We start from the raw sequence: 18,992 nt of genomic DNA, 5'->3' as shown, positions 1-18,992 counted from the left end.
TCCGGCGCGTGCGTAAATATGCTGTCAAAAACCTTCTTTATTGTACAACCGTCGGGCCTCCCATTCAAACAAGTCTTTTCACAAAAACAACAAATACGAAATAAACGACTTTCCCACCAAAAAAAGCGACACCCTCATTTGTTTGAGATGTCGCTTTTTCATTCCGTATTGGTTTGTGTCAAACTCATCGTCCTTTGGCTATCCTCCAGTCTGCCTACGCTTCCAAAAGCAACATTTCCCGACGGAGCTGTTTTAATCGCTCTGTGGACTGCTTCATTTGACTTTGGTCTTTGGCTTGCATCGCGTCATACAACGTCGCCAGTTCATAATCCAGCTCCAGACGCAGCACCGGGATGCGTTCTTCCGAGTCACGTCGCTTCATCGCAGCAATTACCTGATCCATCGTTACGTTGCAAAATTTTTCATAGATCACTTTTTTCTCAGCTCCTTTTAATTCCACTATTCTGACAACTTCTCCGTACTGGATTTGCTTCAGCAAGACGCACTCTTCAAAAGTGACCTTGATCATGGCATGCCCTTTAGCCCGCTCTACGAAGTGGTACAGTACGAGTGCCACCCGAGAATCATTGACAGGAATGCCTGCAATGTGCAGCTTATAGGACCCGTTTAAACGCCGCATTTTCCAGTCGGATCGGCCATCTGTGGTGTTCACGAGGAGGTGAAACTGCTCGGGAGATTCTTTCCACGTGACGCTCACCCCTGCTTCCACCAGGGCCTGCACCATCGCGTGCAATGTTTTGCGGTCAAACCAAACTGCCAAATGAAAATACTCCAACTCCATGCCGAGATTCATCTTCTACAGGCCCCTCCCGTTGACAGAATACTCAGATATCATTTTCGCCTCAAGGGAGTGAGTGGTATATCATATTATTCAGGCTTTGGTTTTGCTATTCATAAATCTCGGCATGTATTTTTTTCCTGGATGGTATGATATCATATGGAGGATTCCAAGCTCCCTTGACAGGGACGATCGCCCTTTTCTTTCCTGTGGGGTTCGATGATGCTTAAAAGAGGTGTTTGTTACATGCCAACGTTTCCAGGCTTTCGTCAAGAAGATTTTGATGTTTTTGCCATTGATGGACTGGATGCTCGGATGGACGCGATCAAAACGAATATCCGTCCCAAATTCGAAGTACTCAGCCAACACTTTGCGCCTTTTCTCTCCGTAGCAACCGGGGATGAAATGTTTACGCACATAGCAAAACATGCACGCCGCACAGTGAACCCACCAGCTGATACGTGGGTTGCCTGGGCTAATGATAAACGCGGTTACAAAAAACATCCGCACTTTCAAATCGGCTTGTGGGGAACACATCTGTTCGTTTGGTACGCGGTAATCTACGAGTCTCCTTCCAAAGAGATCATCAGCCATGCATTTAACAAGCGTCTAGATGAGGTTATCGCGATGGTTCCGGAGCATTTTCACTGGTCCCCAGATCATATGCAACCAGCAAGCACGTCTCAAAAAGAGCTGGGCACCGCTGGCGTGAAAAAGCTGGTGGACAGGCTTGCACAGGTAAAAAAAGCGGAGTTGCTCTGTGGAATTACCATTGACCGTCATGATCCCATCCTGGCAGACGGAGAAGCATTGGTGGGTCGTCTCGAAGAAACATTTGGCGTGTTGAGCAAGCTCTATGCATTAGGAAATTCCCGTGCATAGAACGCCTATCGCTTTCTTTAGTTAAGTTATATGCAAAAGAACAGGTCCGCTTTCATTTGAAAAACGCAGGCCTGTTCTTTTGTTTTAGGAAAAAGACCGCAGTCGATTCAACGATTTGTTCACATCGGCAAACATGCGGTCAAACAATTGCTGGACACTTGGTACATCTTCAATCAATCCGATAACCTGACCAGCCCAACCAAAGCCACGTTGGCTGTCGCCCTCATAAATAAATGTGCAATTGTTCTCTCCACTGATGAAGCTCTTTAACTGCTCGTAGCCTGCCCCTTCTTTTTCCAATTGGAGAATATGATCAGAGCCTGGTGTGCGAACGACCCTCGCAGGTGCCCCCAGTGTGCGCTTGATAACTGCGGTATCGTGTTCGGTTCCAGCAACCAACGCCTCTTTGTAGGCAGAATGCGCATGGACACATTCTTGCGTAGCAATAAATCGCGTCCCCATCTCCACACCTTCTGCACCAAGTGCAAGCGCTGCCAAAATTCCCCGACCATCACCTATCCCACCACTAGCCAATACCGGAATTTTCACGGAATCCACCACACGCGGAATCAAAACAAACGTCCCGATATCATCTCGTCCCAAGTGACCCCCGCCTTCTTGGCCAACAGCCATTACAGCATCCGCGCCAATCGATTCGGCTTTTTGTGCTTGGCGGGCAGATGCAACCAAGACGAGCTTTTTGATGGGATGACCATCGAGTCTGCGCAGCAGCGGCTCTGGATTGCCTCCTGTTACCGATACAGCTGCCACTCCTTCTTCAATCGCCACATCCAGCATTTCTTCATACGGCCGACCATGTTGACCAATCGCATAATTCACACCAAATGGTTTATCCGTCAATGTACGAACCTTGCGAATCTCCTCCCGCAGTGCATCCGCCGATGGCAAGGACATAGCCGTAATTTGACCGAGTCCCCCCGCATTTGACACAGCCGCAGCCAAGTCTGCGTAAGCCAAATAAGCCAAGCCACCTTGAACGACTGGGTATACTATTTCAAGTAGCTCCGTTACTCTCGTTTTCATCCTTTTATCACCCCGTGTAAATGACCTTCTCGGCTTACAGGCCAATCTCCTGCCACCACGCGTAAACCTGAATAAAAATTCGCTTGCTTTCCCCCCCTATTTTGCTATACTCAATTTGTTTGTTTTTCCCCTTATTATTCTTGATTAGTAAAGTGAGGCGATCGTAGTGAGACAAATGAAAACTCCTTTGTTCAGCGGGTTGTTGGAGCACGCCAACCGGAACCCGATTCAATTTCACATTCCGGGCCATAAGAAGGGGATGGGTATGCATCCGGCATTTCGCGAGTTCATCGGGGACAACGCTCTTTCGATAGACCTCATCAACATTGCGCCATTGGATGATTTGCATCACCCGAAGGCAATGATTAAAGAAGCACAAGATTTGGCAGCCGAGGCATTCGGCGCTGACCATACATTCTTTTCCGTGCAAGGTACAAGCGGTGCCATCATGGCAATGATTATGGCGACCTGCAGTCCTGGCGACAAAATTATCGTACCGCGTAACGTACACAAATCGATTATGTCGGCGATTATTTTCGCTGGAGCAATCCCAATCTTTATTCACCCTGCCATGGACGAGCGTCTGGGTATTTCTCACGGAATCACAGTGAAGGCCGTGCAAAAAGCACTGGATGCTCATCCTGATGCTGCTGCCCTGTTGGTGATTAACCCAACGTACTTCGGTATTGCAGGTGACCTGCGCGAGATCGTGCGGGCTGCCCATAACTATGAAATTCCTGTATTGGTCGACGAAGCTCATGGTGTGCATATTCATTTTCACGAGGAACTGCCTATTTCGGCCATGCAAGCGGGTGCCGACATGGCAGCGACCAGCGTACACAAGCTGGGTGGCTCTTTGACCCAAACGTCGATCCTGAATGTACGGGAAGGACTTGTTGATGTCGATCGAGTGAAAACGGTCATGAGTATGCTTACGACGACCTCGACTTCTTACATCTTACTCGCGTCATTGGACATGGCGCGCCAGCATCTTGCCCTCAACGGGAAAATGCTCGCGGATCAAGCAATGGAACTGGCAGCAAAAGCACGCGATATGATTAACGAAATCCCGCGCATCTACTGCGTTGGCAAGGAGATCCTTGGAAAGCCTGCGACTTTTGCGATGGACCCAACCAAGCTCCTCATCCATGTACGCGATCTCGGAATCACTGGATGGGAAGTCGAAAACTGGTTGCGTGACAAGTACAACATTGAGGTAGAGATGAGCGATCTGTACAACATCCTCTGCTTCGTTACTGCCGGAGATACGGAAGAATCCATCCGTGCGCTGGTAAATGGCTTGCGTGATTTGTCCGTTGAATTTTCGCACGTACAAGCAGAAGACAAGCCGACGATCTCACTGCCGAATATCCCTGTGCTGTCCACCACCCCTCGAGAAGCTTTCTATGCAGAAACAGAGACGATTCCATTGGCGGAAGCAGCAGGTCGAGTCATCACTGAGTTCATCATGGTTTATCCTCCAGGCATCCCGATCTTCCTTCCTGGTGAGGTAATCACAGAGGAAAATATCGCATACATCCAGGAAAACATTCGAGTCGGGTTACCCGTACAAGGTCCTGAAGATGAGACACTGAAAACGATTAAAGTCGTAAAAAGACAAACGGCCATTTCTGGCTAAGCGACCGAACCGAAAAACGGCTGCCTCTTTCACGAGAGAGCAGCTTTTTTTATTTTTTATGCAAACATTTTGAGATAAGATGGAATTGGGAAAAATCAGGAAAGGTAGGCGATCCTGCCATGCCAGACTGGTCGTATCAAACGATGTTTCGGCCACTTCTCTTTCTCATGCCACCCGAACGGGCCAGGTCGATTACCTTGCAGTCAATCGGCACTTTGGCAAAAATTCCGGGTGGTCCGTTGATCATCGAATGGATGGGACATATGGAGCCTCCCTCGCAGCTCTCCAAAACCATTGGCCCAGTCACGTTCCCTACTCCAGTCGGTTTGGGTGCCGGATTGGACCCGGAATGCATCGCCATTCAGGCGCTGTCCAAATTCGGCTTCGGGTTTCTAGAACTGGGACCGGTGTCCAAAGAACCGATCGATTCGCACGGCACTGTCCAACGTGACATTGCCGCGATGAATATCCACTACTCCAGTCCACTGGTAAATAATGGTATTCATACCCTTCAGAGGCGCCTGGAGGGGGCTTCTGGCATCAAAATTCCTGTCGGAGTCAGATTGGCCCCCCAACCAAAAGCCAGCCTGAGAGAAGCCACAGAAGAGCTTCAGGAGCTGATCGGCAAATTGGAGCGTTTTTGTTCGTTTTTCACTATTGATACGCGGGCGAATATTGGACTGCCAGAATGGAACCATACAACGTGGGCAGAACATTTTTCCTGTTTGCGTCACCAAACGGATCTACCACTCATGCTGGCGATCCCTCCGAGCCTTGCAGAAGCGGAAGCACTCCCGATTCTTACCTCGGCAAAAGAAGCAGGACTCAACGGTCTCGTTGTCGCTGGAGGCATCATTCAGGAAGATTCACCAAGCATGAACAACACTGTTTATATCACGGGGAGAAGTACACACGAGCAAGCGGTCAAATTTGTCTCCTGGGCACGGGAACAGTGGCCAGAGGCCCTTATCATTGGATCAGGCGGGATTCTGGAGCCACAAGAAGCTCTGTCCTTTCTTGCAGCGGGTGCCAATCTTGTGCAGTTGCACAGTGGCTTGGTCTATTCTGGCCCCGGCTTGCCAAAACGAATTAACGAAGCCATCTTGCAAACACAACCAGCCACTGACCCTCCTCAAGAAAAGCGATCTGCTTTTTTATTTCCTTCATGGGTATGGGGAATCTTGTTGGGCGTGGGCATGATGATCGGTGGGGCACTTGCATGGCTGATCGCCGCAACAACCGTCGTCCTTCCCTACGACGAACGCTTTCTCGGGATGTCAGCCGACCAGCTTGCGCTCTTCAATGTGCAAATCCTCTCTTTTATGTCTCACGATCGGATTAGCCTGGCGGGAACGATGATCTCGATAGGAATTTTGTATAGCCAACTGGCTTACCATGGCCTGCGCAAAGACATTCACTGGACACGGACCATCTTGCTCGTCTCCGGTGCTGTTGGATTTTCCAGCTTCTTTTTATTTATTGGATACGGGTACTTCGATTACTTACACGCGATTTTAGCACTCGTGTTGTTTCCCTTGTTTCTGCTCGCATTTCAAACGCCTGCAAAGGTTCATTTGACTCGCTTACCACCTCAGCTTCACAACGATCGGGATTGGCAAATGGCTCTATGGGGACAATTGCTCTTTGTCATCATCGGATTTGGTTTGACAGGGGCTGGTCTTATTATTTCGATCATCGGCGTCACTGGTGTCTTCGTTCCATCTGACCTCGTCTTTCTCTGTGTGTCTGCCGATACCTTGCAGTCTTACAATGAGCGATTAATTCCGGTCATTGCTCATGACCGTGCTGGCTTTGGCGGGGCATTAGTTTCGAATGGGCTGGCAGTCTTGCTGATTAGCCTTTGGGGGATCAGGCGAGGAGAAGCGTGGATTTGGTGGACCTTGTTTTTAGCAGGCATTCCAGGCTTTGTTTCTGGCATCGGCATACATTTTACTGTAGGCTACGTTGATTTTATTCATCTCTTGCCTGCTTATGTCGCCGTCATTTTATTTCTCGTAGCACTCGTACTTTTGAAGCCGTATTTATGCCGGACGTAAAAGAAAACAGACGAAAGAAATCCTTTCGTCTGTTTTTCTGTTAGGGAGCCTGACTCGATTTATTCAGAATCAGTCCTCGTCTTTTTCATCATCTTCATCATCGTCTTCGTCGTCATCACCCGGAGCGAATGCCAACGTGTAAACGTAAGGATCTTTGTCGCGATCGTCTACCCAAACAATGCGATTTCCACCCATACGCGGGCTTTCTATCTCCGCATCATCATCCCACTCGATATCGCTAAATGATCCCTCTTCGAAATCATACAGCTCGAAGTAGAACTGCTTGGCTTTCCCGGACAGACGATTGTCTTCGAATAAAATCATGTTTCGTGAAGCCTGTGGATTTTTCTGGTCACCTTCTGTATAGCGCAGCAGCGGATTGACTTTTTGACGGTCGATGTTGTAATAATACAAATCCCAACCCGTTTTGGAATTGCCAGTATCTTCGCTCCAAACCACGAAATCATCGCCAATCTCTGCTTTCTCTACTTTTACGTTTTTACGAATTTCTCTTTCTCTCTCTCCCTCGATATCGTAGAGAACGATCGTTGCATTCTTTTTGCCCTCTTCGACTACCCAGGCTGCATAGTCCTGATAAATATCAACGCTTAACGGTTCACTTTTCAGCCTTGCTACCTCAGTATGCTTTCCAGTGGACAGATTTGTGATGAACACTTCTGCTCTGCGATCGACATTGACCCACAATAGACGCTCTCCGTCGATTTCATAGAACTTCTCACTTGGCTGTTGATCATCATCTTCGTTTGTAATCTGCGTTTGGACGCCTTTACGAATATCGTAGGAGAAGAGTGCGTCTTCACGCTGATCATACCAAACAACATAGCGAGAACTTACGACAGGGCGAGTAGCATCGTGATCTGGGTCACTGATGGCTTTGCTCGTTCCGTTTACCATATCATAAAGTACGATGGCATTGTTTTTCTTAGACTTGGATACATAAGCGACATAACGATCGTGACCAGCTGGATCACTAGGATCGCCGCCTACATTGCCCAGCGGAACTTGCTCTTTTTCGTCCAGATCATACAGGTGAAGCTGGAGCTTTTTATTACTGTCCTTTTTGGCATACAAAACATAGTCACCATAAATTCTCGGTCCTACATTTCCATAAAGGTTGGAGTCAATCTTCTTTTTGGACGATTTATCGACGGTACGGTAGATCAGATCATTGCCGTCAGCATACACATAATCGTCTTTGTACGTATGTACAAATTCTTTGTCGTTTGAACCGTTCGTCAATTCTTTGTTTCTGCCGTTGCTAATGGTATGCACGTAGATTTGATTATAGGAGCGATTCTCATACAAAATTTTATTTGTGGAAAGAGTAGGACGCCCCTGCTCGCCTTTTTGGACGACAGCCGCCTTTTCTTCTTTGGCTTTGATATCGTAATAGTAAATATCGCCGTTGCCATCACGTTCATCTTCCCATGCGACATACGCATCGCTTACCACTGGGTTGCTTGCTTTTCCGCTCGCAGATACGACCTCGGTATCTCCTGTAGAAATTTTGTACAGATAAACATCCCCGTTATCTGTCCAGACAACGTTTTTATCCCCGATCTCTACTCCATCGACAGAAGCCGCCCCGTCTGACAAGCGGGTTTCTTTTTGTTTTGCAATGTCATACAAGTAGACGTCCGAACCTCCGTCACGGGAGTCGATCCACACGACATACTCACCATCTACTTTTGGATTCGTCTTTTCAGATCCCTTGTCGCCAATTTGCGTTTGCGTACCTTTATCGAGATTGTAAAGGGTTACGGTTTCTTCCCCTTCCACCATCCACACGGCATATTTTTTGGAAATGTCATAACCGGCTCCCGAAATTTCAGGCTTGCTTGCGTCAATTTTTTCTTCATCACCAATACTGTAAGCAAGCGCCGGTGTCCCGCTCCACAGAGATGTGACCAAAAGTGCAGCGGCCAGCATTCCCTGTATCGGTCTTCGCTTCATGAAACAATTCCTCCTTTTACAACGATTTTCACACTTCTCCATTATCCTCCATACGGAAAAGGTTGTCAAAAAAAACAGGCCTCAACATAGGCCTGTCGACTATTATTTTATTCTTTTTCCTGTCTTTCACCAGGTCGGCAGTCACAGTTGCACACCGCATAAAGCGTTTTCACTGAGTTACTTTCAAAATGCTCGATGATGGTTCCGCAAGTCTGACATACGATAGTTCCCATCTATGTCCCCTCCGCATTCAATTGATTCACATATTCCTATAAATATTATGTTACATTCATATTAATATGCTACATCATTCGGAGTCAAGATGCATTTGTTGATAATTAGTATGTCACATTAAATCGAAGGATTGTCATTTAACCAGGTCACGATTTTTTGCAAGACTTCTTCCTTTTCAGGCTCATTTAAAATTTCGTGCCGCAAGCCTGCGTATCGTTCGAACGTTTGTCTGCCTGAAAGGCCCGCTGTAAACTGCTCCACAGCATCCGCATCAACCAAAGAATCAGCACCAGCCTGCAAAACAAGGACAGGATGCTTGATTCGATTTCTTTCTTCCCACGCTTTCTCCATAGAGCGGTTCAATTCCGTGAACCATCTGACACTTACCTTGGAATAATTGAGCGGATCGTTCTGATAAGCAGCCTGAACAGCTTCGTCACGCGAAACCATGTCGGGAGTGATTCCATTCGGCATGACAAGTGTTGGCCAGACCCGATCGAGAAATTGTGCCAATTGCTCCTTCCATGCCGGTACAGTCAGTTTCAATTTTAAGCATGGAGATGTGAGAATGACCCCTGCTAACTCTTTACTCCGCTCATCCGTTTGAATAAAGCGAGTCGCAATGAGCCCCCCCAGGCTATGCCCCATTAAAAATACGGGCTTCTCTCCGGACGCATCGGCAAGAGCGGTACTCGTCCACTCACGTACGCGGGACAAATAATCTTCGAATGATTGAATGTGCCCCCGTCTCCCAGGAGAACGCCCCCATCCCGGCAAATCTTCCGCATATACGTCCCAGCCTGCCTGATTGAAATAAGCCGCTACATGCTCATAACGCCCATGATGCTCTCCCGTTCCATGGACGAGAACAATCGCTCCCCGTGAATCTTTGACCGACCATTTATGTATACCCATTCTCCTTTGTTCCTCCTACTGCCTGATTTCTTTCGATTATACTAAAAAACGGCAGACCCTATTTTACAAAAAAAACCAAAACGAGCAGAAGATAAACTTCTGCTCGTTACTTAATACTGATTTTCTTCAAATGGAATGGATGGTAAATGCTCCTGGAAAAACTCAGCAAGCGCGACTGCCTCGTTCTCTGAATCCAGCCTGAAAATTTTTTGCAGGTATCCTGGATTCACCGCATCTTCAGAACTGAGAAGAGTCGATTGCCCTGTCTGCATACAGATCACCAACGGCTTTCCATAAAACTTGTGTGTAAATACCATGCCAAAGTCGTATCGTGTTCCCTCAGAAATAAAACCGAGGAAACGTACATTAGCATTCTCCGAAACGTCGTATAAGTGGTCGTAGTGCTCCATCAGCAATCCCTCCTCAACAGTGTTTTGGCCTCCGAATTTCATGAAATATTCGGATTATTCATTAGTATAAGCGAAAAATCACGTTTTTGCCACCCAAACAGCATCATTTACCAAACGTGTTGGGTTAATGACCCTGTCTTCCCCTTCTTGAATCCATCTTACTTTTTCTGCACCATGCAGCGATTGCGCGACAAAGGAGAGACATTCAAAGAACAGTTCGACTACTGCTGTACTGTATCGTTCCTCCATTTTCTCCAATGCATACGTCAATCTAAAAATATCTGGTACACTTCTTCGACTGGCTTCCAATACTTCTTTTCCTTTTTCAGTCGGGTATACGTGAACCACCCGCCCATCCAACTCCGACTTTTCGATCGTCACCATGCCTTTCTCCATTAATTTCTTGATATGAATGACAATCGATGAGGGATGCCAGAAGGTCCAATCTGCAATTTGCGTGACGCGTACACCTTCATAACAATAGATGATCCAGAGAATGTTTAACTGTACGGAGGAATCCAATTCGGCTTCCTTCGCTGCCCGCTCCCAGTCTTCTTTGTTCACCACATCGATGGCGCGCATGGTGTTTAAAGCTTCGAATACGTGTCTAATTGAGGCCTCCTGCATGCGTATATTCCTCCATGATCCTTTATCGTTCATCTAACGGCTATATAAATATGATATATATTTTACACTTTTCAGAAAAAACGCGCAATTGTTTTCGGTCGCCAACTGCTCCATTGCCAAAGAGTGGAAGACAATGCTACACTTAACGCACAGAATACCGGTACTAGGAGTGAGTGCAGTCGTGAAACTTCAATCGGCCTACATCTATTTCGTTGATGGTTCTACCGCAGCATCTGCAAGTATTGACGACGTGAAAGCCAAGTTTACGCGATACGTTGACATGACCTCAAAAACAGGAAAGCAGTTGGGCTGGACCTATGCTGACGCCGCTTTCCCTTACACCCTAGAAGAACGCCCTGAAGGAAAGGACTCGTGGTTCCTTCTCAAAGGAAAAGACCCAAACATGTACAAAGCCATCGTTGTTGGAGTCGGGAGCAAAAATGAAAACGGTTCCGAAAAGCACTACATACAAGTGTCCCTCCCTGAATCAGCGACACACGGCGATAAAAACAAGGCAAATGAGTACTGTCGATACTTGGCACGAGATTATAAAGCGGAGCTCCACCTCTTCAACAAGCGCATTCAATATTTCCAACCTCGAAAGCCATAAAGAAAAAATAGGAAAACAGTCGAGAAAATCGACTGTTTTTTCATGTTCAGGCCTATTTCCCCCGACCTCTTTTTTTCATACGCATAACAAAGAGAAAAAAGGGGTGTGCTTATGGATGCGCAAGCTTTTATTCAGTTGATTGCTGACCACGCCAGAAAGTCTTATCCGAACCATCGTATATTCCCCTCCATCATCATAGCGCAGGCGATACTTGAGTCAGGTTGGGGTAATAAAGTACCTGTTCACCCTGCCACTGGGACATCCTCTTACAACCTCTTTGGAATAAAGGGAACGGGACCTGCCGGCTCTGTCACCATCGAAAGCAAAGAGGTGGAAAACGGAAAGACAGTCACGCGTACTTCCCAGTTCCGCGCTTATGAAAGTTACCAGCAATCCATGGAAGACCATGCCCAATTTTTACGCAAGCCCGCTTACAAAAACGTGCTGGCAGCCACTACTCCCGCACAGGCCGCTCAGGCTTTAGAAGAAGCCGGGTACGCTACCGATCCTGCGTACGCTGAAAAGCTAACGCGCCTCATTCAGGCGTACAACTTGACCCAGTACGATCAATTCGTCCCAGAAGATCCACAATCGATTCCTCCCTGGAAATTGGAGCTGGGCAATCGTGCGTTACAGGAGGGTTTGCTGACCTCGCCTGAATGGCTAAATAAGTTAGATGAGCCAATGCCAGTATGGGCTGTTTTAGCGGTGGCCCTGCGACTGTTGGACAAACAACGAGAGAAGCCATGAGCCATCAATAAAAATCAAAAGCCCCATTGCCACAAGCAGATCTCGTGGGTAATGGGGCTGTTTCGTATAAAAATTGCAGTTGCCTCAGTCGTACGTTGCTTGAGCACGTTGATCAAATCATTTGAGACCTGGACAGCGAATAAAACCTTCCGTCCACCATCCGAATTCCCAGATCGACGCAATATTCCAATCCTTGCGTCACTCCGTACAAAATCCATTCGGAAGAACGGTGGTTGATATCAAAATCAGTGTAAAGGTCAGTGCCATCATTTCGGATCTCTTTGCGGTACGTCACATCAAAAAGGCGTAGGACAAAAGGCAATTCAGCAAATGGAATAGCAAACTTTCGCTCTATTTCTTGCTCGAACTCCTTCGTCATGCTCCACTCTGCCTGAATGGATTGCTCATCTTTCCAGGCAATGCGTATACTCGGGCCTTCTACATCCGTGGACGATCGCGGGGGATTTGTCTCCATTCGCTCCCATCGTTCCTTTCTTTCATGTACTTGCTATTACCAAGTATATTGGCTTTTCCGTATATTATAGCATGAGGACATGCAAAGTGGAAACGCATCCAAGCCATAATTTTTAACGCCCAACTGTAAATGTATTTTCACCGACGGTTACATAAGAAGTGAATTTCTCTGATTTCATTTGAACTTGAACTTTATAAGTGCCGTATGCTTCGAGTTTCGTAGATACAAAAGGCTCAGAAAAATAGAAGCTGTTTGCATTTTGTGTAGAGTATTTCCATTCTTTCCCTTTAGATACTTCTTTGCCGTCCGGTCCGATCAACACGAGTTGCATGCGCAAGTCTTTGGCTACAGGCGCGTCATCAACCTCTACGAATACGTTAAACGTACGAGGTACATTTTTATCGCTGTATCCTTTGACAGGGTTGCTGAAAACGACATTTTTATTGCGGGTCTGCTGAATCCCTTCGACCACAATAATATTTACATTTGGCTTAATCACTTGCAATTTGCCAGATTGCTGATCGTAATCGGCGAAACCGCCGAGCTTGTTCACTATTGATTCTACCGATTCAGCCTTGGATGCTGGCATTTCACTCGCTACGGTTTCCGCACCGAAAAATACGCGCATCGCACCCTCTCCCAGCGCAGTAGTGCTCCCCACCCCTGCTGCTACAGTCAACGCCAACAAGGCCGATAACCATGCTTTTTTCATGTCAATAATCCTCCTGTATGTGTGCGCGGCAGCGCTTGTTTTTCCGGAATTTCTTCTCTCTAGTTTATACGTTTGGAAAAGGAAATAGTTGTGCTGCCCTGATAAGTTTTTTCAACACTATCCACATTATCCACAAGCACAAATACCTTAGGAAGAAAGACTTATGCACAGAGATGTTAGTAACTACTTCTTACTCTTGACGAGAATATTGTGAATGACACAGAAAAAAGAGCGGCTATCCAGCCACTCTCTTTTTGCTCCTGACACCTGCTACTCCTGTTGCGAAAGCCATGTAAAATACCGGGAGACCAGTCGAATGGCAACCTCTATCGCGTCTTCGTTCGGTTCAATTTTGGAATGGTGCAAGCCGTATGGCGTTTGCACACCCAGCCAGAACAAAAAGCCGGGAATTTCTTTCAAAAAGTAACCGAAGTCTTCTCCGGTCATGGCTTCCTTGCAGGTGATGAGAGTTACCTCTTCACATTGTTCCTGTACCCATTGCATGAAATCTGTCGTTAGCTGCTCCTCGTTGTAAACCTGGCAGTAGCCAACCCCGTAGTCAATTGTTGCCTGGCAATCAAAGCCTATTTCCACTCCCTTTACGAGAGATTCAATGCGGCTCTTGACGAGTGCCATCGATTCCATCGAAAAAGTTCGGATGGTCCCTTCTAGCCTGGATTTCTCCGCGATGATGTTCTGCTTCGTCCCGCTCTCCAGCTTGCCAATCGTTACGACGGCTGAATCCAATGGATCCATATTGCGTGAAATAATCGATTGAAGCTGTGTCACAAGATGGCTTCCTGCAACCACCATGTCATTCGCCTTGTGGGGGAAGGCTGCATGCCCCCCTTTGCCAACCAAATCAATGTACAACTCAGAAGTATTGGCGAACAAAATTCCTGGCTTCGTCGCAATATGACCAACTGGATATTCGGGCGCGATATGCAAGGCAAAAATGCAGTCCGGTCGCCACCCTGCAAACTCTTCACTTTCCATCATCGGCTCAGCACCGCCAGGACCTTCTTCTGCCGGCTGGAAGAGGAACAGCAAATCATCTGCAATTGGATGCTCGGTAAAATGCGTCAGGAGGCCAAGAGCGATTGCCATATGCATGTCATGCCCGCAAGCATGCATGTATCCTTCATGAAGCGAGCGAAACGGATAGGACGTTTCCTCTACGATCGGCAGGCCATCCATATCCGTCCGCCAGGCAATTAATCGTTTTGGCTTTGTTCCTGTCAGCTTGACCAAAATGCCTGTCCGCCACGTTTTGATCTCAATTCGCTCCTGAGGCAGCTTTTTCAAATAATCGAGCAAGTATTGCTGCGTTTTAACTTCAGCGAAGCCTGGCTCCGGTATTTGGTGCAGGTCTCGGCGAATTTGGGTAAACAAGGAAGTCGTCATGGTCTACGCCTCCTTTATCGTACCTGTTCTTGCTGTTAATTGCTCCTCAAACACAGCAAGGAAACGGTCCACATCGTCTTTTGTCAACGTTAGTGGCGGAAGCAGACGAACAATCGTTTTCTGCGTCACGTCAACGAGAATTCCTTCGTCAAGCAATGCTTGCTGCAAGCGGCTAACCTCTTCCGGGGTGGAAGAGAGCGGAATTCCAACCATCAAGCCTTTTCCGCGAAGGGATTGCAGCTGATCTGGGAGATGCGTTCGCAACGCTTCCAAGCCCGACCAGAGGTACGCAATCACTTCTTCTACGTGAGCGATGAAGGCTGGATCAAGCAGTTCGTCTAACACGACATTCCCCAGGGCAGCAGACAGTGGCGATGGTGCGAATGTCGTTCCGTGATCCCCTGGCTTGAACTGGTTCATCAGCTTTGGACCAGCGATGACACCGCCGAGTGGAAGCCCTCCCCCTATGCCTTTTGCGAAAAGGATAAGGTCTGGCGTTACGCCTGCATGCTCATAAGCAAACAGCTTTCCTGTTCTGCCCATTCCTGTCTGGATCTCGTCCATGACAAAGAGCATGCCTTCTTGTTCACAGATCGCAGCTACCTCTCGCAAGAACGCTTCCGTTAGCGGCACGACACCGCCGGAACCCAGGACTGGCTCCATCAGGACCGCAGCAGGTCTTGCTTCCTGGCAAATCGCTCGCAATCCTTCCGTATCCTCCACATCCAGTTCATAAACAGGAAAAGCCGGCTGAGGAAAGTCCTGATAGACGTGAGCCTGCCTCGTCAGACGCACTGCTCCGAGTGTTCGCCCATGAAAGCTGTTGCGTAATACAACGATGCCTTCACGACCTGCTCCCTCGTTTTTCGTCCATTTGTGAATCAGCTTGATCGCAGACTCAGTGGCCTCAGCACCAGAGTTAGTGAAAAACACCTTACCATTAATGCTGTTCGCAACCAAACGCTCGGCTAAACGAATAGCCGGCTTGTTTAAAAATACATTGGAAATATGCAAGAAGCGCTCTCCCTGCTCACGAAGAGCCTGTACAATGCGCGGATGAGAATGCCCCAGAACGTTTACCGCTAGTCCAGTAAACAAGTCGAGATAACTCTTCCCGTTCGTATCGTACAAGTAATTTCCTTCGCCTTTTTCTATGGCAATTGGAAGTCTTTTGTAAGAGGAGACGATATATTGTTCATCGAGCGAACGCCAGTCCATTTGCACTCTCTCCCTTACAGCTGACGTAGCTCCTGCTTGATCTCTGTCTTGGAACGAGTTTTTTCATCAATTTGCTTGATTACGCGTGCAGGCGTTCCCGCAACTACCACGTAAGGAGGCACATCTTCAATGACGACAGCACCTGCTGCAACGACAGCACCTTTTCCTACACGTACACCTTCCAGAATGACAGCATTTGCTCCGATGACAACATCGTCCTCAACAACAACTGGCTGTGCAGATGGCGGCTCGATAACGCCCGCGATAACTGATCCCGCGCCGATGTGGCAGTTTTTCCCGATGGTTCCACGTCCACCTACGACAACATTCATATCGATCATCGTACCTTCACCGATAACTGCACCAATGTTAATGGAAGCACCCATCATGATGACCGCGTTGTTACCGATTGTCACTTGGTCACGAATAATTGCGCCTGGCTCAATACGGGCTTGAATCCCTTTTGTATCCAGCAATGGAATGGCAGAGTTGCGGCGGTCGCTTTCTACTACATAATCTTCAATTTTGTCTGCGTTAGCAGCGAGCACTGGCTCAATCTCTTTCCACTCACCAAAAACAACACCAGTAGGACCCGTAATGAAGGCTTTGGAGCTCGCACCGAAGTCGATTCCCTCCAGGTTCCCTTTCACATATACCTTCACCGGTGTTTTCTTTTCGCTTTTTTGAATAAACGCGATAATTTCGTTAGCATCCATCATGTTCACAGTTACATCCTCCTCAAAATAACAGCATGGTAAATCAAAAAAAGCAATGAGTGCATTCGCTATCTCATTGCTCTTGATACTACGTAAGCAAATCATAAATAGCGCTCCACAAAAAGACGTACGGTCCATTGTGACAGGATGTTCATTTTTCATGAGACACCCCAGCTTGTGCTACGTAGGGGCATAGCATAAGCTTCGGCGCTTTAGCCTTTCTTCCTTCTCCTGCCCCCTGGCAGATTGCGAAAAGACTTACTCTTCTTCGGCGCACCTCTATTTAGTGTACATTATTATAATTTTATTTAACTCTACCAAAATCAATGAAACGTGGCAATAAGAAAAAAGTTATTGACAACGATTCTCATTTTCATTATTTTATTATTGAGAATGATACTCATTATCTAATTGGAGGGTTTACGTTTTATGAGCATTTTGATGGTTTACGCGAGCATGACAGGGAATACACAGGAAATTGCTGAAGCAATTGCAGAAGGTATTCGTTCTACTGGTGCTGAGCTGGAGATAAAAGAAGTGATGGATGCAAGCGCAAAAGAACTCGAAGCTTACGACGGAATCTTGCTTGGCGCCTACACATGGGGCGATGGCGAACTGCCAGACGAATGCCTGGATTTTTATGAGGAAATGGACGATATTGACCTCAGCGGGAAAAAGGTCGTTGCTTTTGGCTCTTGCGACTCCGCTTACGAGCATGTCGGTGCAGCTGTTGATATTTTGCTGAAAAAGGCGAGCGAGCGCGGCGCGGAAACTCCTCTGGAAGGCTTGAAAATCGAGCTTTCTCCTACTGCAAAAGAAGTGGAAACTTGCAAAGCATTTGGAGTATCGTTTGCTGAATTGCTCGGCTAATTGATGTTTCCCAAATACTCTGGCACATGCTATACTATCAATCCAGCTTTTTAAGGAGGATTGATCTCATGGCACTACATACGGACGAGATTCTCTTACGGCCTCTCCACCAACAAGACGCAGCCGAGCTCCTAGAGCTTCGGCTGCGTAATCATGACTTTCTCCAACCCTTTGAACCGATACGCCCCGCTTCATTTCTGACCCTCCCAGCACAGCAAGAGCAGATTTTGCAAGCGCAGAATGATTTTGAACGTGGCACCGCCTATGCTTTCGGCGTATTCTCCCGAGAATCCGGAAAGATGGTTGGACGTGTAGCGTTGTCGAATGTCGCACGCGGCGCATGGCAAAATGCAACGATTGGCTACTTCATGGATCAGGCCTGCAATGGCAAAGGCTATACGACATCAGCCGTAAATCTTGCCCTTCGCTTTGCTTTAACGGAGGCTGGACTGCATAGGGTGCAAGCTGCTGTTATGCCTCGCAACCAAGCTTCCATTCGCGTCTTGGAAAAAAACCGTTTTCGCCAGGAAGGGCTTTCGTTACGCTATTTGCAAATTAACGGTGTATGGGAGGACCATCTCATTTATGCTCTTACGGCTGAGGAGTGGTCTTTGTAATCTCCTCGCTCTTTTCGCACTCGCGAAGCCGCTCCAGGATGCGTCGTTTGCGGTACAGCATCATCCCCGCTTCGGCGACATCCTGTACGGTTGAGCGGTTCAAATACGCCCCGAACAAAATACCTGCAATCGGCACCATTTGAAATAATTTTTTCCACCCATAGTTTTCTGTGTACGTTACCACAACTTCACGCCATCCCTGCAATTGCGCCATGACTTCTCGCTGCGCACTTGGATCATCAAAGCGGGAGAGTTCCGCGAGTATCGCTTTTTTCCCTACAATGTCTGATGAAGCAAACTGCAAGCATTTGACGACAAACAGCCGCTCCCTCTTCTCTTCAGGTCGATAGCCATAGGCAAGTGCCATCTCTTGTAATACTTTTAGGGATGTCCCCATCAAAAGCGGAATATCGATCGCGAGGGTAAAAATCCCTCCGAAGCCAGTCGTCGCACCCTGGACCGTGGCAAAATTTGCACGTGAATCCTTTAACTCCATTGCGACATCATTCATGATCGTAAGCGGTACAGCAGTAATCTCCTCTTTCCCAACATCAGAAGTGCCCTGTCCCTCTAACCGTTTGCCAAACCGCTTGTATATCGGTTCATCCTGCACCAAATAGGTTCCACCTGTCTCAAGAAAGGCTGCCATTTCATCTACGGCTTTTCCCAGCTTCTCCTGAACGAATGCAGGCGTAATCCGATCCAGCAGAACAAAAGGAAGTCTGCCAAGCTTTTCCCAGAACCATAAATCGTTCTGGTCCTTCTCCCAAGCCTCCACTTCACGTAATGCCGTAACCAATGTCTCCCTAGACTCCCTCAAACCCAACAACCTCCCTGGTGCTCTCACTCAGATTCTCCTCGCTTCCACTGACATTGGTTGCGTAACATGGACTTGATATAGTCCTGCAACTCTTCTGACGTGGCATGACAGACGAATTCTTTTTTATTTCTTACGATTCCCAGCTTCAAATGTTTCACTTGCTCTCCTTCGATCCGAAAGCCGAACTTTTCCAAGATCGCCTTCTGCTCATTAGTCACA

General features: G+C 47.5%; 21 protein-coding genes and 1 riboswitch. Of the genes, 7 read left to right on the top strand and 14 right to left on the bottom strand.

Going from position 1 to position 18,992, the window contains the following annotated elements; genetic code table 11:
• Positions 1-214: 214 nt before the first annotated feature.
• Positions 215-814 (bottom strand): YkzI domain-containing protein, encoded by a 600-nt coding sequence (locus C7R91_RS01120; RefSeq protein ID WP_047068412.1) that lies wholly within the window; start codon positions 812-814, stop codon positions 215-217.
• A 231-nt stretch (positions 815-1,045) separates the two neighbouring features.
• Between C7R91_RS01120 and C7R91_RS01115 the strand changes: the two genes are divergently transcribed.
• On the top strand, positions 1,046-1,681 hold the full coding sequence (locus C7R91_RS01115) for a YktB family protein (RefSeq protein WP_047068413.1): 636 nt from the start codon (positions 1,046-1,048) through the stop codon (positions 1,679-1,681).
• An 84-nt stretch (positions 1,682-1,765) separates the two neighbouring features.
• Here the strand turns inward: C7R91_RS01115 and C7R91_RS01110 are convergent, their stop codons facing one another.
• Positions 1,766-2,770 carry an NAD(P)H-dependent flavin oxidoreductase gene (locus C7R91_RS01110; protein WP_327957175.1) on the bottom strand — a complete coding sequence of 335 codons (1,005 nt, stop codon included), beginning with the start codon at positions 2,768-2,770 and terminating at the stop codon, positions 1,766-1,768.
• A gap of 121 nt (positions 2,771-2,891) precedes the next feature.
• Between C7R91_RS01110 and C7R91_RS01105 the strand changes: the two genes are divergently transcribed.
• Together C7R91_RS01105 and C7R91_RS01100 are read left to right on the top strand one after the other, a co-directional pair.
• Entirely contained in the window at positions 2,892-4,364 is a 1,473-nt protein-coding gene (locus C7R91_RS01105; protein WP_047068415.1) for an aminotransferase class I/II-fold pyridoxal phosphate-dependent enzyme, read from the top strand.
• Positions 4,365-4,483: 119 nt separating this feature from the next.
• Positions 4,484-6,421 (top strand): beta/alpha barrel domain-containing protein, encoded by a 1,938-nt coding sequence (locus C7R91_RS01100; protein ID WP_047068416.1) that lies wholly within the window; start codon positions 4,484-4,486, stop codon positions 6,419-6,421.
• Positions 6,422-6,490: 69 nt separating this feature from the next.
• Here the strand turns inward: C7R91_RS01100 and C7R91_RS01095 are convergent, their stop codons facing one another.
• The 5 genes from C7R91_RS01095 to C7R91_RS01075 all read right to left on the bottom strand — a co-directional run bounded on the left by C7R91_RS01095 (position 6,491) and on the right by C7R91_RS01075 (position 10,581).
• Positions 6,491-8,395, bottom strand: a complete 1,905-nt coding sequence (locus C7R91_RS01095; RefSeq protein WP_047068417.1) for a hypothetical protein — start codon at positions 8,393-8,395, stop codon at positions 6,491-6,493.
• Positions 8,396-8,502: 107 nt separating this feature from the next.
• Positions 8,503-8,628, bottom strand: coding sequence for a GapA-binding peptide SR1P (locus C7R91_RS01090; protein WP_015892158.1), 126 nt, complete (start codon positions 8,626-8,628; stop codon positions 8,503-8,505).
• A 118-nt stretch (positions 8,629-8,746) separates the two neighbouring features.
• Complete coding sequence (locus tag C7R91_RS01085; RefSeq protein WP_047068418.1) at positions 8,747-9,544, bottom strand: alpha/beta hydrolase; 798 nt, start codon at positions 9,542-9,544, stop codon at positions 8,747-8,749.
• Positions 9,545-9,654: 110 nt separating this feature from the next.
• Positions 9,655-9,954: a DUF3055 domain-containing protein gene (locus C7R91_RS01080; RefSeq protein ID WP_015892160.1), complete on the bottom strand. Its 300-nt coding sequence runs from the start codon at positions 9,952-9,954 to the stop codon at positions 9,655-9,657.
• Between the two features lie 78 nt (positions 9,955-10,032).
• Positions 10,033-10,581, bottom strand: a complete 549-nt coding sequence (locus C7R91_RS01075) for a MarR family winged helix-turn-helix transcriptional regulator (RefSeq protein ID WP_007723208.1) — start codon at positions 10,579-10,581, stop codon at positions 10,033-10,035.
• A gap of 181 nt (positions 10,582-10,762) precedes the next feature.
• Here C7R91_RS01075 and C7R91_RS01070 point away from each other — a divergent pair, with 181 nt between their 5' ends.
• Positions 10,763-11,191: a DUF1885 family protein gene (locus C7R91_RS01070; protein ID WP_047068419.1), complete on the top strand. Its 429-nt coding sequence runs from the start codon at positions 10,763-10,765 to the stop codon at positions 11,189-11,191.
• A gap of 111 nt (positions 11,192-11,302) precedes the next feature.
• The gene (locus C7R91_RS01065) at positions 11,303-11,941 is read left to right on the top strand and encodes a glycoside hydrolase family 73 protein (RefSeq protein ID WP_047068420.1); all 639 of its coding nucleotides are present in this window, start codon (positions 11,303-11,305) and stop codon (positions 11,939-11,941) included.
• Positions 11,942-12,053: 112 nt separating this feature from the next.
• Here C7R91_RS01065 and C7R91_RS01060 read toward each other — a convergent pair whose 3' ends face one another.
• The 5 genes from C7R91_RS01060 to dapD form a co-directional block, all read right to left on the bottom strand.
• Entirely contained in the window at positions 12,054-12,416 is a 363-nt protein-coding gene (locus C7R91_RS01060) for a DUF4912 domain-containing protein (protein WP_007723202.1), read from the bottom strand.
• A 112-nt stretch (positions 12,417-12,528) separates the two neighbouring features.
• Positions 12,529-13,128, bottom strand: a complete 600-nt coding sequence (locus tag C7R91_RS01055; RefSeq protein ID WP_047068421.1) for a hypothetical protein — start codon at positions 13,126-13,128, stop codon at positions 12,529-12,531.
• Positions 13,129-13,398: 270 nt separating this feature from the next.
• Positions 13,399-14,532 carry an N-acetyldiaminopimelate deacetylase gene (locus tag C7R91_RS01050; protein ID WP_047068422.1) on the bottom strand — a complete coding sequence of 378 codons (1,134 nt, stop codon included), beginning with the start codon at positions 14,530-14,532 and terminating at the stop codon, positions 13,399-13,401.
• Positions 14,533-14,535: 3 nt separating this feature from the next.
• A complete protein-coding gene (locus C7R91_RS01045; protein WP_047068423.1) occupies positions 14,536-15,750 on the bottom strand; it encodes an aspartate aminotransferase family protein in 1,215 nt (404 codons plus the stop codon).
• 14 nt (positions 15,751-15,764) lie between these two features.
• Positions 15,765-16,475 carry a 2,3,4,5-tetrahydropyridine-2,6-dicarboxylate N-acetyltransferase gene (dapD, locus tag C7R91_RS01040; protein WP_007723196.1) on the bottom strand — a complete coding sequence of 237 codons (711 nt, stop codon included), beginning with the start codon at positions 16,473-16,475 and terminating at the stop codon, positions 15,765-15,767.
• A gap of 91 nt (positions 16,476-16,566) precedes the next feature.
• Positions 16,567-16,756, bottom strand: a riboswitch (Lysine riboswitch).
• 139 nt (positions 16,757-16,895) lie between these two features.
• On the opposite strand from dapD, the gene C7R91_RS01035 reads away from it, so the two are divergent.
• Both C7R91_RS01035 and C7R91_RS01030 read left to right on the top strand, forming a co-directional pair.
• Entirely contained in the window at positions 16,896-17,336 is a 441-nt protein-coding gene (locus C7R91_RS01035; RefSeq protein WP_047068424.1) for a flavodoxin, read from the top strand.
• Positions 17,337-17,404: 68 nt separating this feature from the next.
• Positions 17,405-17,953: a GNAT family N-acetyltransferase gene (locus C7R91_RS01030; protein ID WP_047068425.1), complete on the top strand. Its 549-nt coding sequence runs from the start codon at positions 17,405-17,407 to the stop codon at positions 17,951-17,953.
• Here the strand turns inward: C7R91_RS01030 and C7R91_RS01025 are convergent.
• Together C7R91_RS01025 and C7R91_RS01020 are read right to left on the bottom strand one after the other, a co-directional pair.
• Positions 17,928-18,782, bottom strand: coding sequence for an EcsC family protein (locus tag C7R91_RS01025; protein ID WP_047068625.1), 855 nt, complete (start codon positions 18,780-18,782; stop codon positions 17,928-17,930). The two genes, C7R91_RS01030 and C7R91_RS01025, sit on opposite strands and share 26 nt — an antisense overlap.
• A gap of 14 nt (positions 18,783-18,796) precedes the next feature.
• Entirely contained in the window at positions 18,797-18,991 is a 195-nt protein-coding gene (locus C7R91_RS01020; RefSeq protein WP_236697804.1) for a hypothetical protein, read from the bottom strand.
• Position 18,992: the final 1 nt, after the last annotated feature.

It is taken from the genome of Brevibacillus formosus (assembly GCF_003013405.1).
GTDB classification, from domain to species: Bacteria; Bacillota; Bacilli; order Brevibacillales; family Brevibacillaceae; genus Brevibacillus; species Brevibacillus formosus.
This window is presented reverse-complemented; position numbering and strand designations above follow the sequence as displayed.

Bases quoted from the DNA above. Each gene is read 5' to 3' on its own strand.
- C7R91_RS01115 (WP_047068413.1), top strand. From the start codon at position 1,046: ATGCCAACGTTTCCAGGCTTTCGTCAAGAAGATTTTGATGTTTTTGCC.
- C7R91_RS01045 (WP_047068423.1), bottom strand. From the start codon at position 15,750: ATGGACTGGCGTTCGCTCGATGAACAATATATCGTCTCCTCTTACAAA.
- C7R91_RS01050 (WP_047068422.1), bottom strand. From the start codon at position 14,532: ATGACGACTTCCTTGTTTACCCAAATTCGCCGAGACCTGCACCAAATA.
- C7R91_RS01030 (WP_047068425.1), top strand. From the start codon at position 17,405: ATGGCACTACATACGGACGAGATTCTCTTACGGCCTCTCCACCAACAA.
- C7R91_RS01055 (WP_047068421.1), bottom strand. From the start codon at position 13,128: ATGAAAAAAGCATGGTTATCGGCCTTGTTGGCGTTGACTGTAGCAGCA.
- C7R91_RS01035 (WP_047068424.1), top strand. From the start codon at position 16,896: ATGAGCATTTTGATGGTTTACGCGAGCATGACAGGGAATACACAGGAA.
- C7R91_RS01085 (WP_047068418.1), bottom strand. From the start codon at position 9,544: ATGGGTATACATAAATGGTCGGTCAAAGATTCACGGGGAGCGATTGTT.
- C7R91_RS01065 (WP_047068420.1), top strand. From the start codon at position 11,303: ATGGATGCGCAAGCTTTTATTCAGTTGATTGCTGACCACGCCAGAAAG.
- C7R91_RS01080 (WP_015892160.1), bottom strand. From the start codon at position 9,954: ATGGAGCACTACGACCACTTATACGACGTTTCGGAGAATGCTAATGTA.
- C7R91_RS01060 (WP_007723202.1), bottom strand. From the start codon at position 12,416: ATGGAGACAAATCCCCCGCGATCGTCCACGGATGTAGAAGGCCCGAGT.
- C7R91_RS01095 (WP_047068417.1), bottom strand. From the start codon at position 8,395: ATGAAGCGAAGACCGATACAGGGAATGCTGGCCGCTGCACTTTTGGTC.
- C7R91_RS01100 (WP_047068416.1), top strand. From the start codon at position 4,484: ATGCCAGACTGGTCGTATCAAACGATGTTTCGGCCACTTCTCTTTCTC.
- C7R91_RS01090 (WP_015892158.1), bottom strand. From the start codon at position 8,628: ATGGGAACTATCGTATGTCAGACTTGCGGAACCATCATCGAGCATTTT.
- C7R91_RS01075 (WP_007723208.1), bottom strand. From the start codon at position 10,581: ATGCAGGAGGCCTCAATTAGACACGTATTCGAAGCTTTAAACACCATG.
- C7R91_RS01120 (WP_047068412.1), bottom strand. From the start codon at position 814: ATGAATCTCGGCATGGAGTTGGAGTATTTTCATTTGGCAGTTTGGTTT.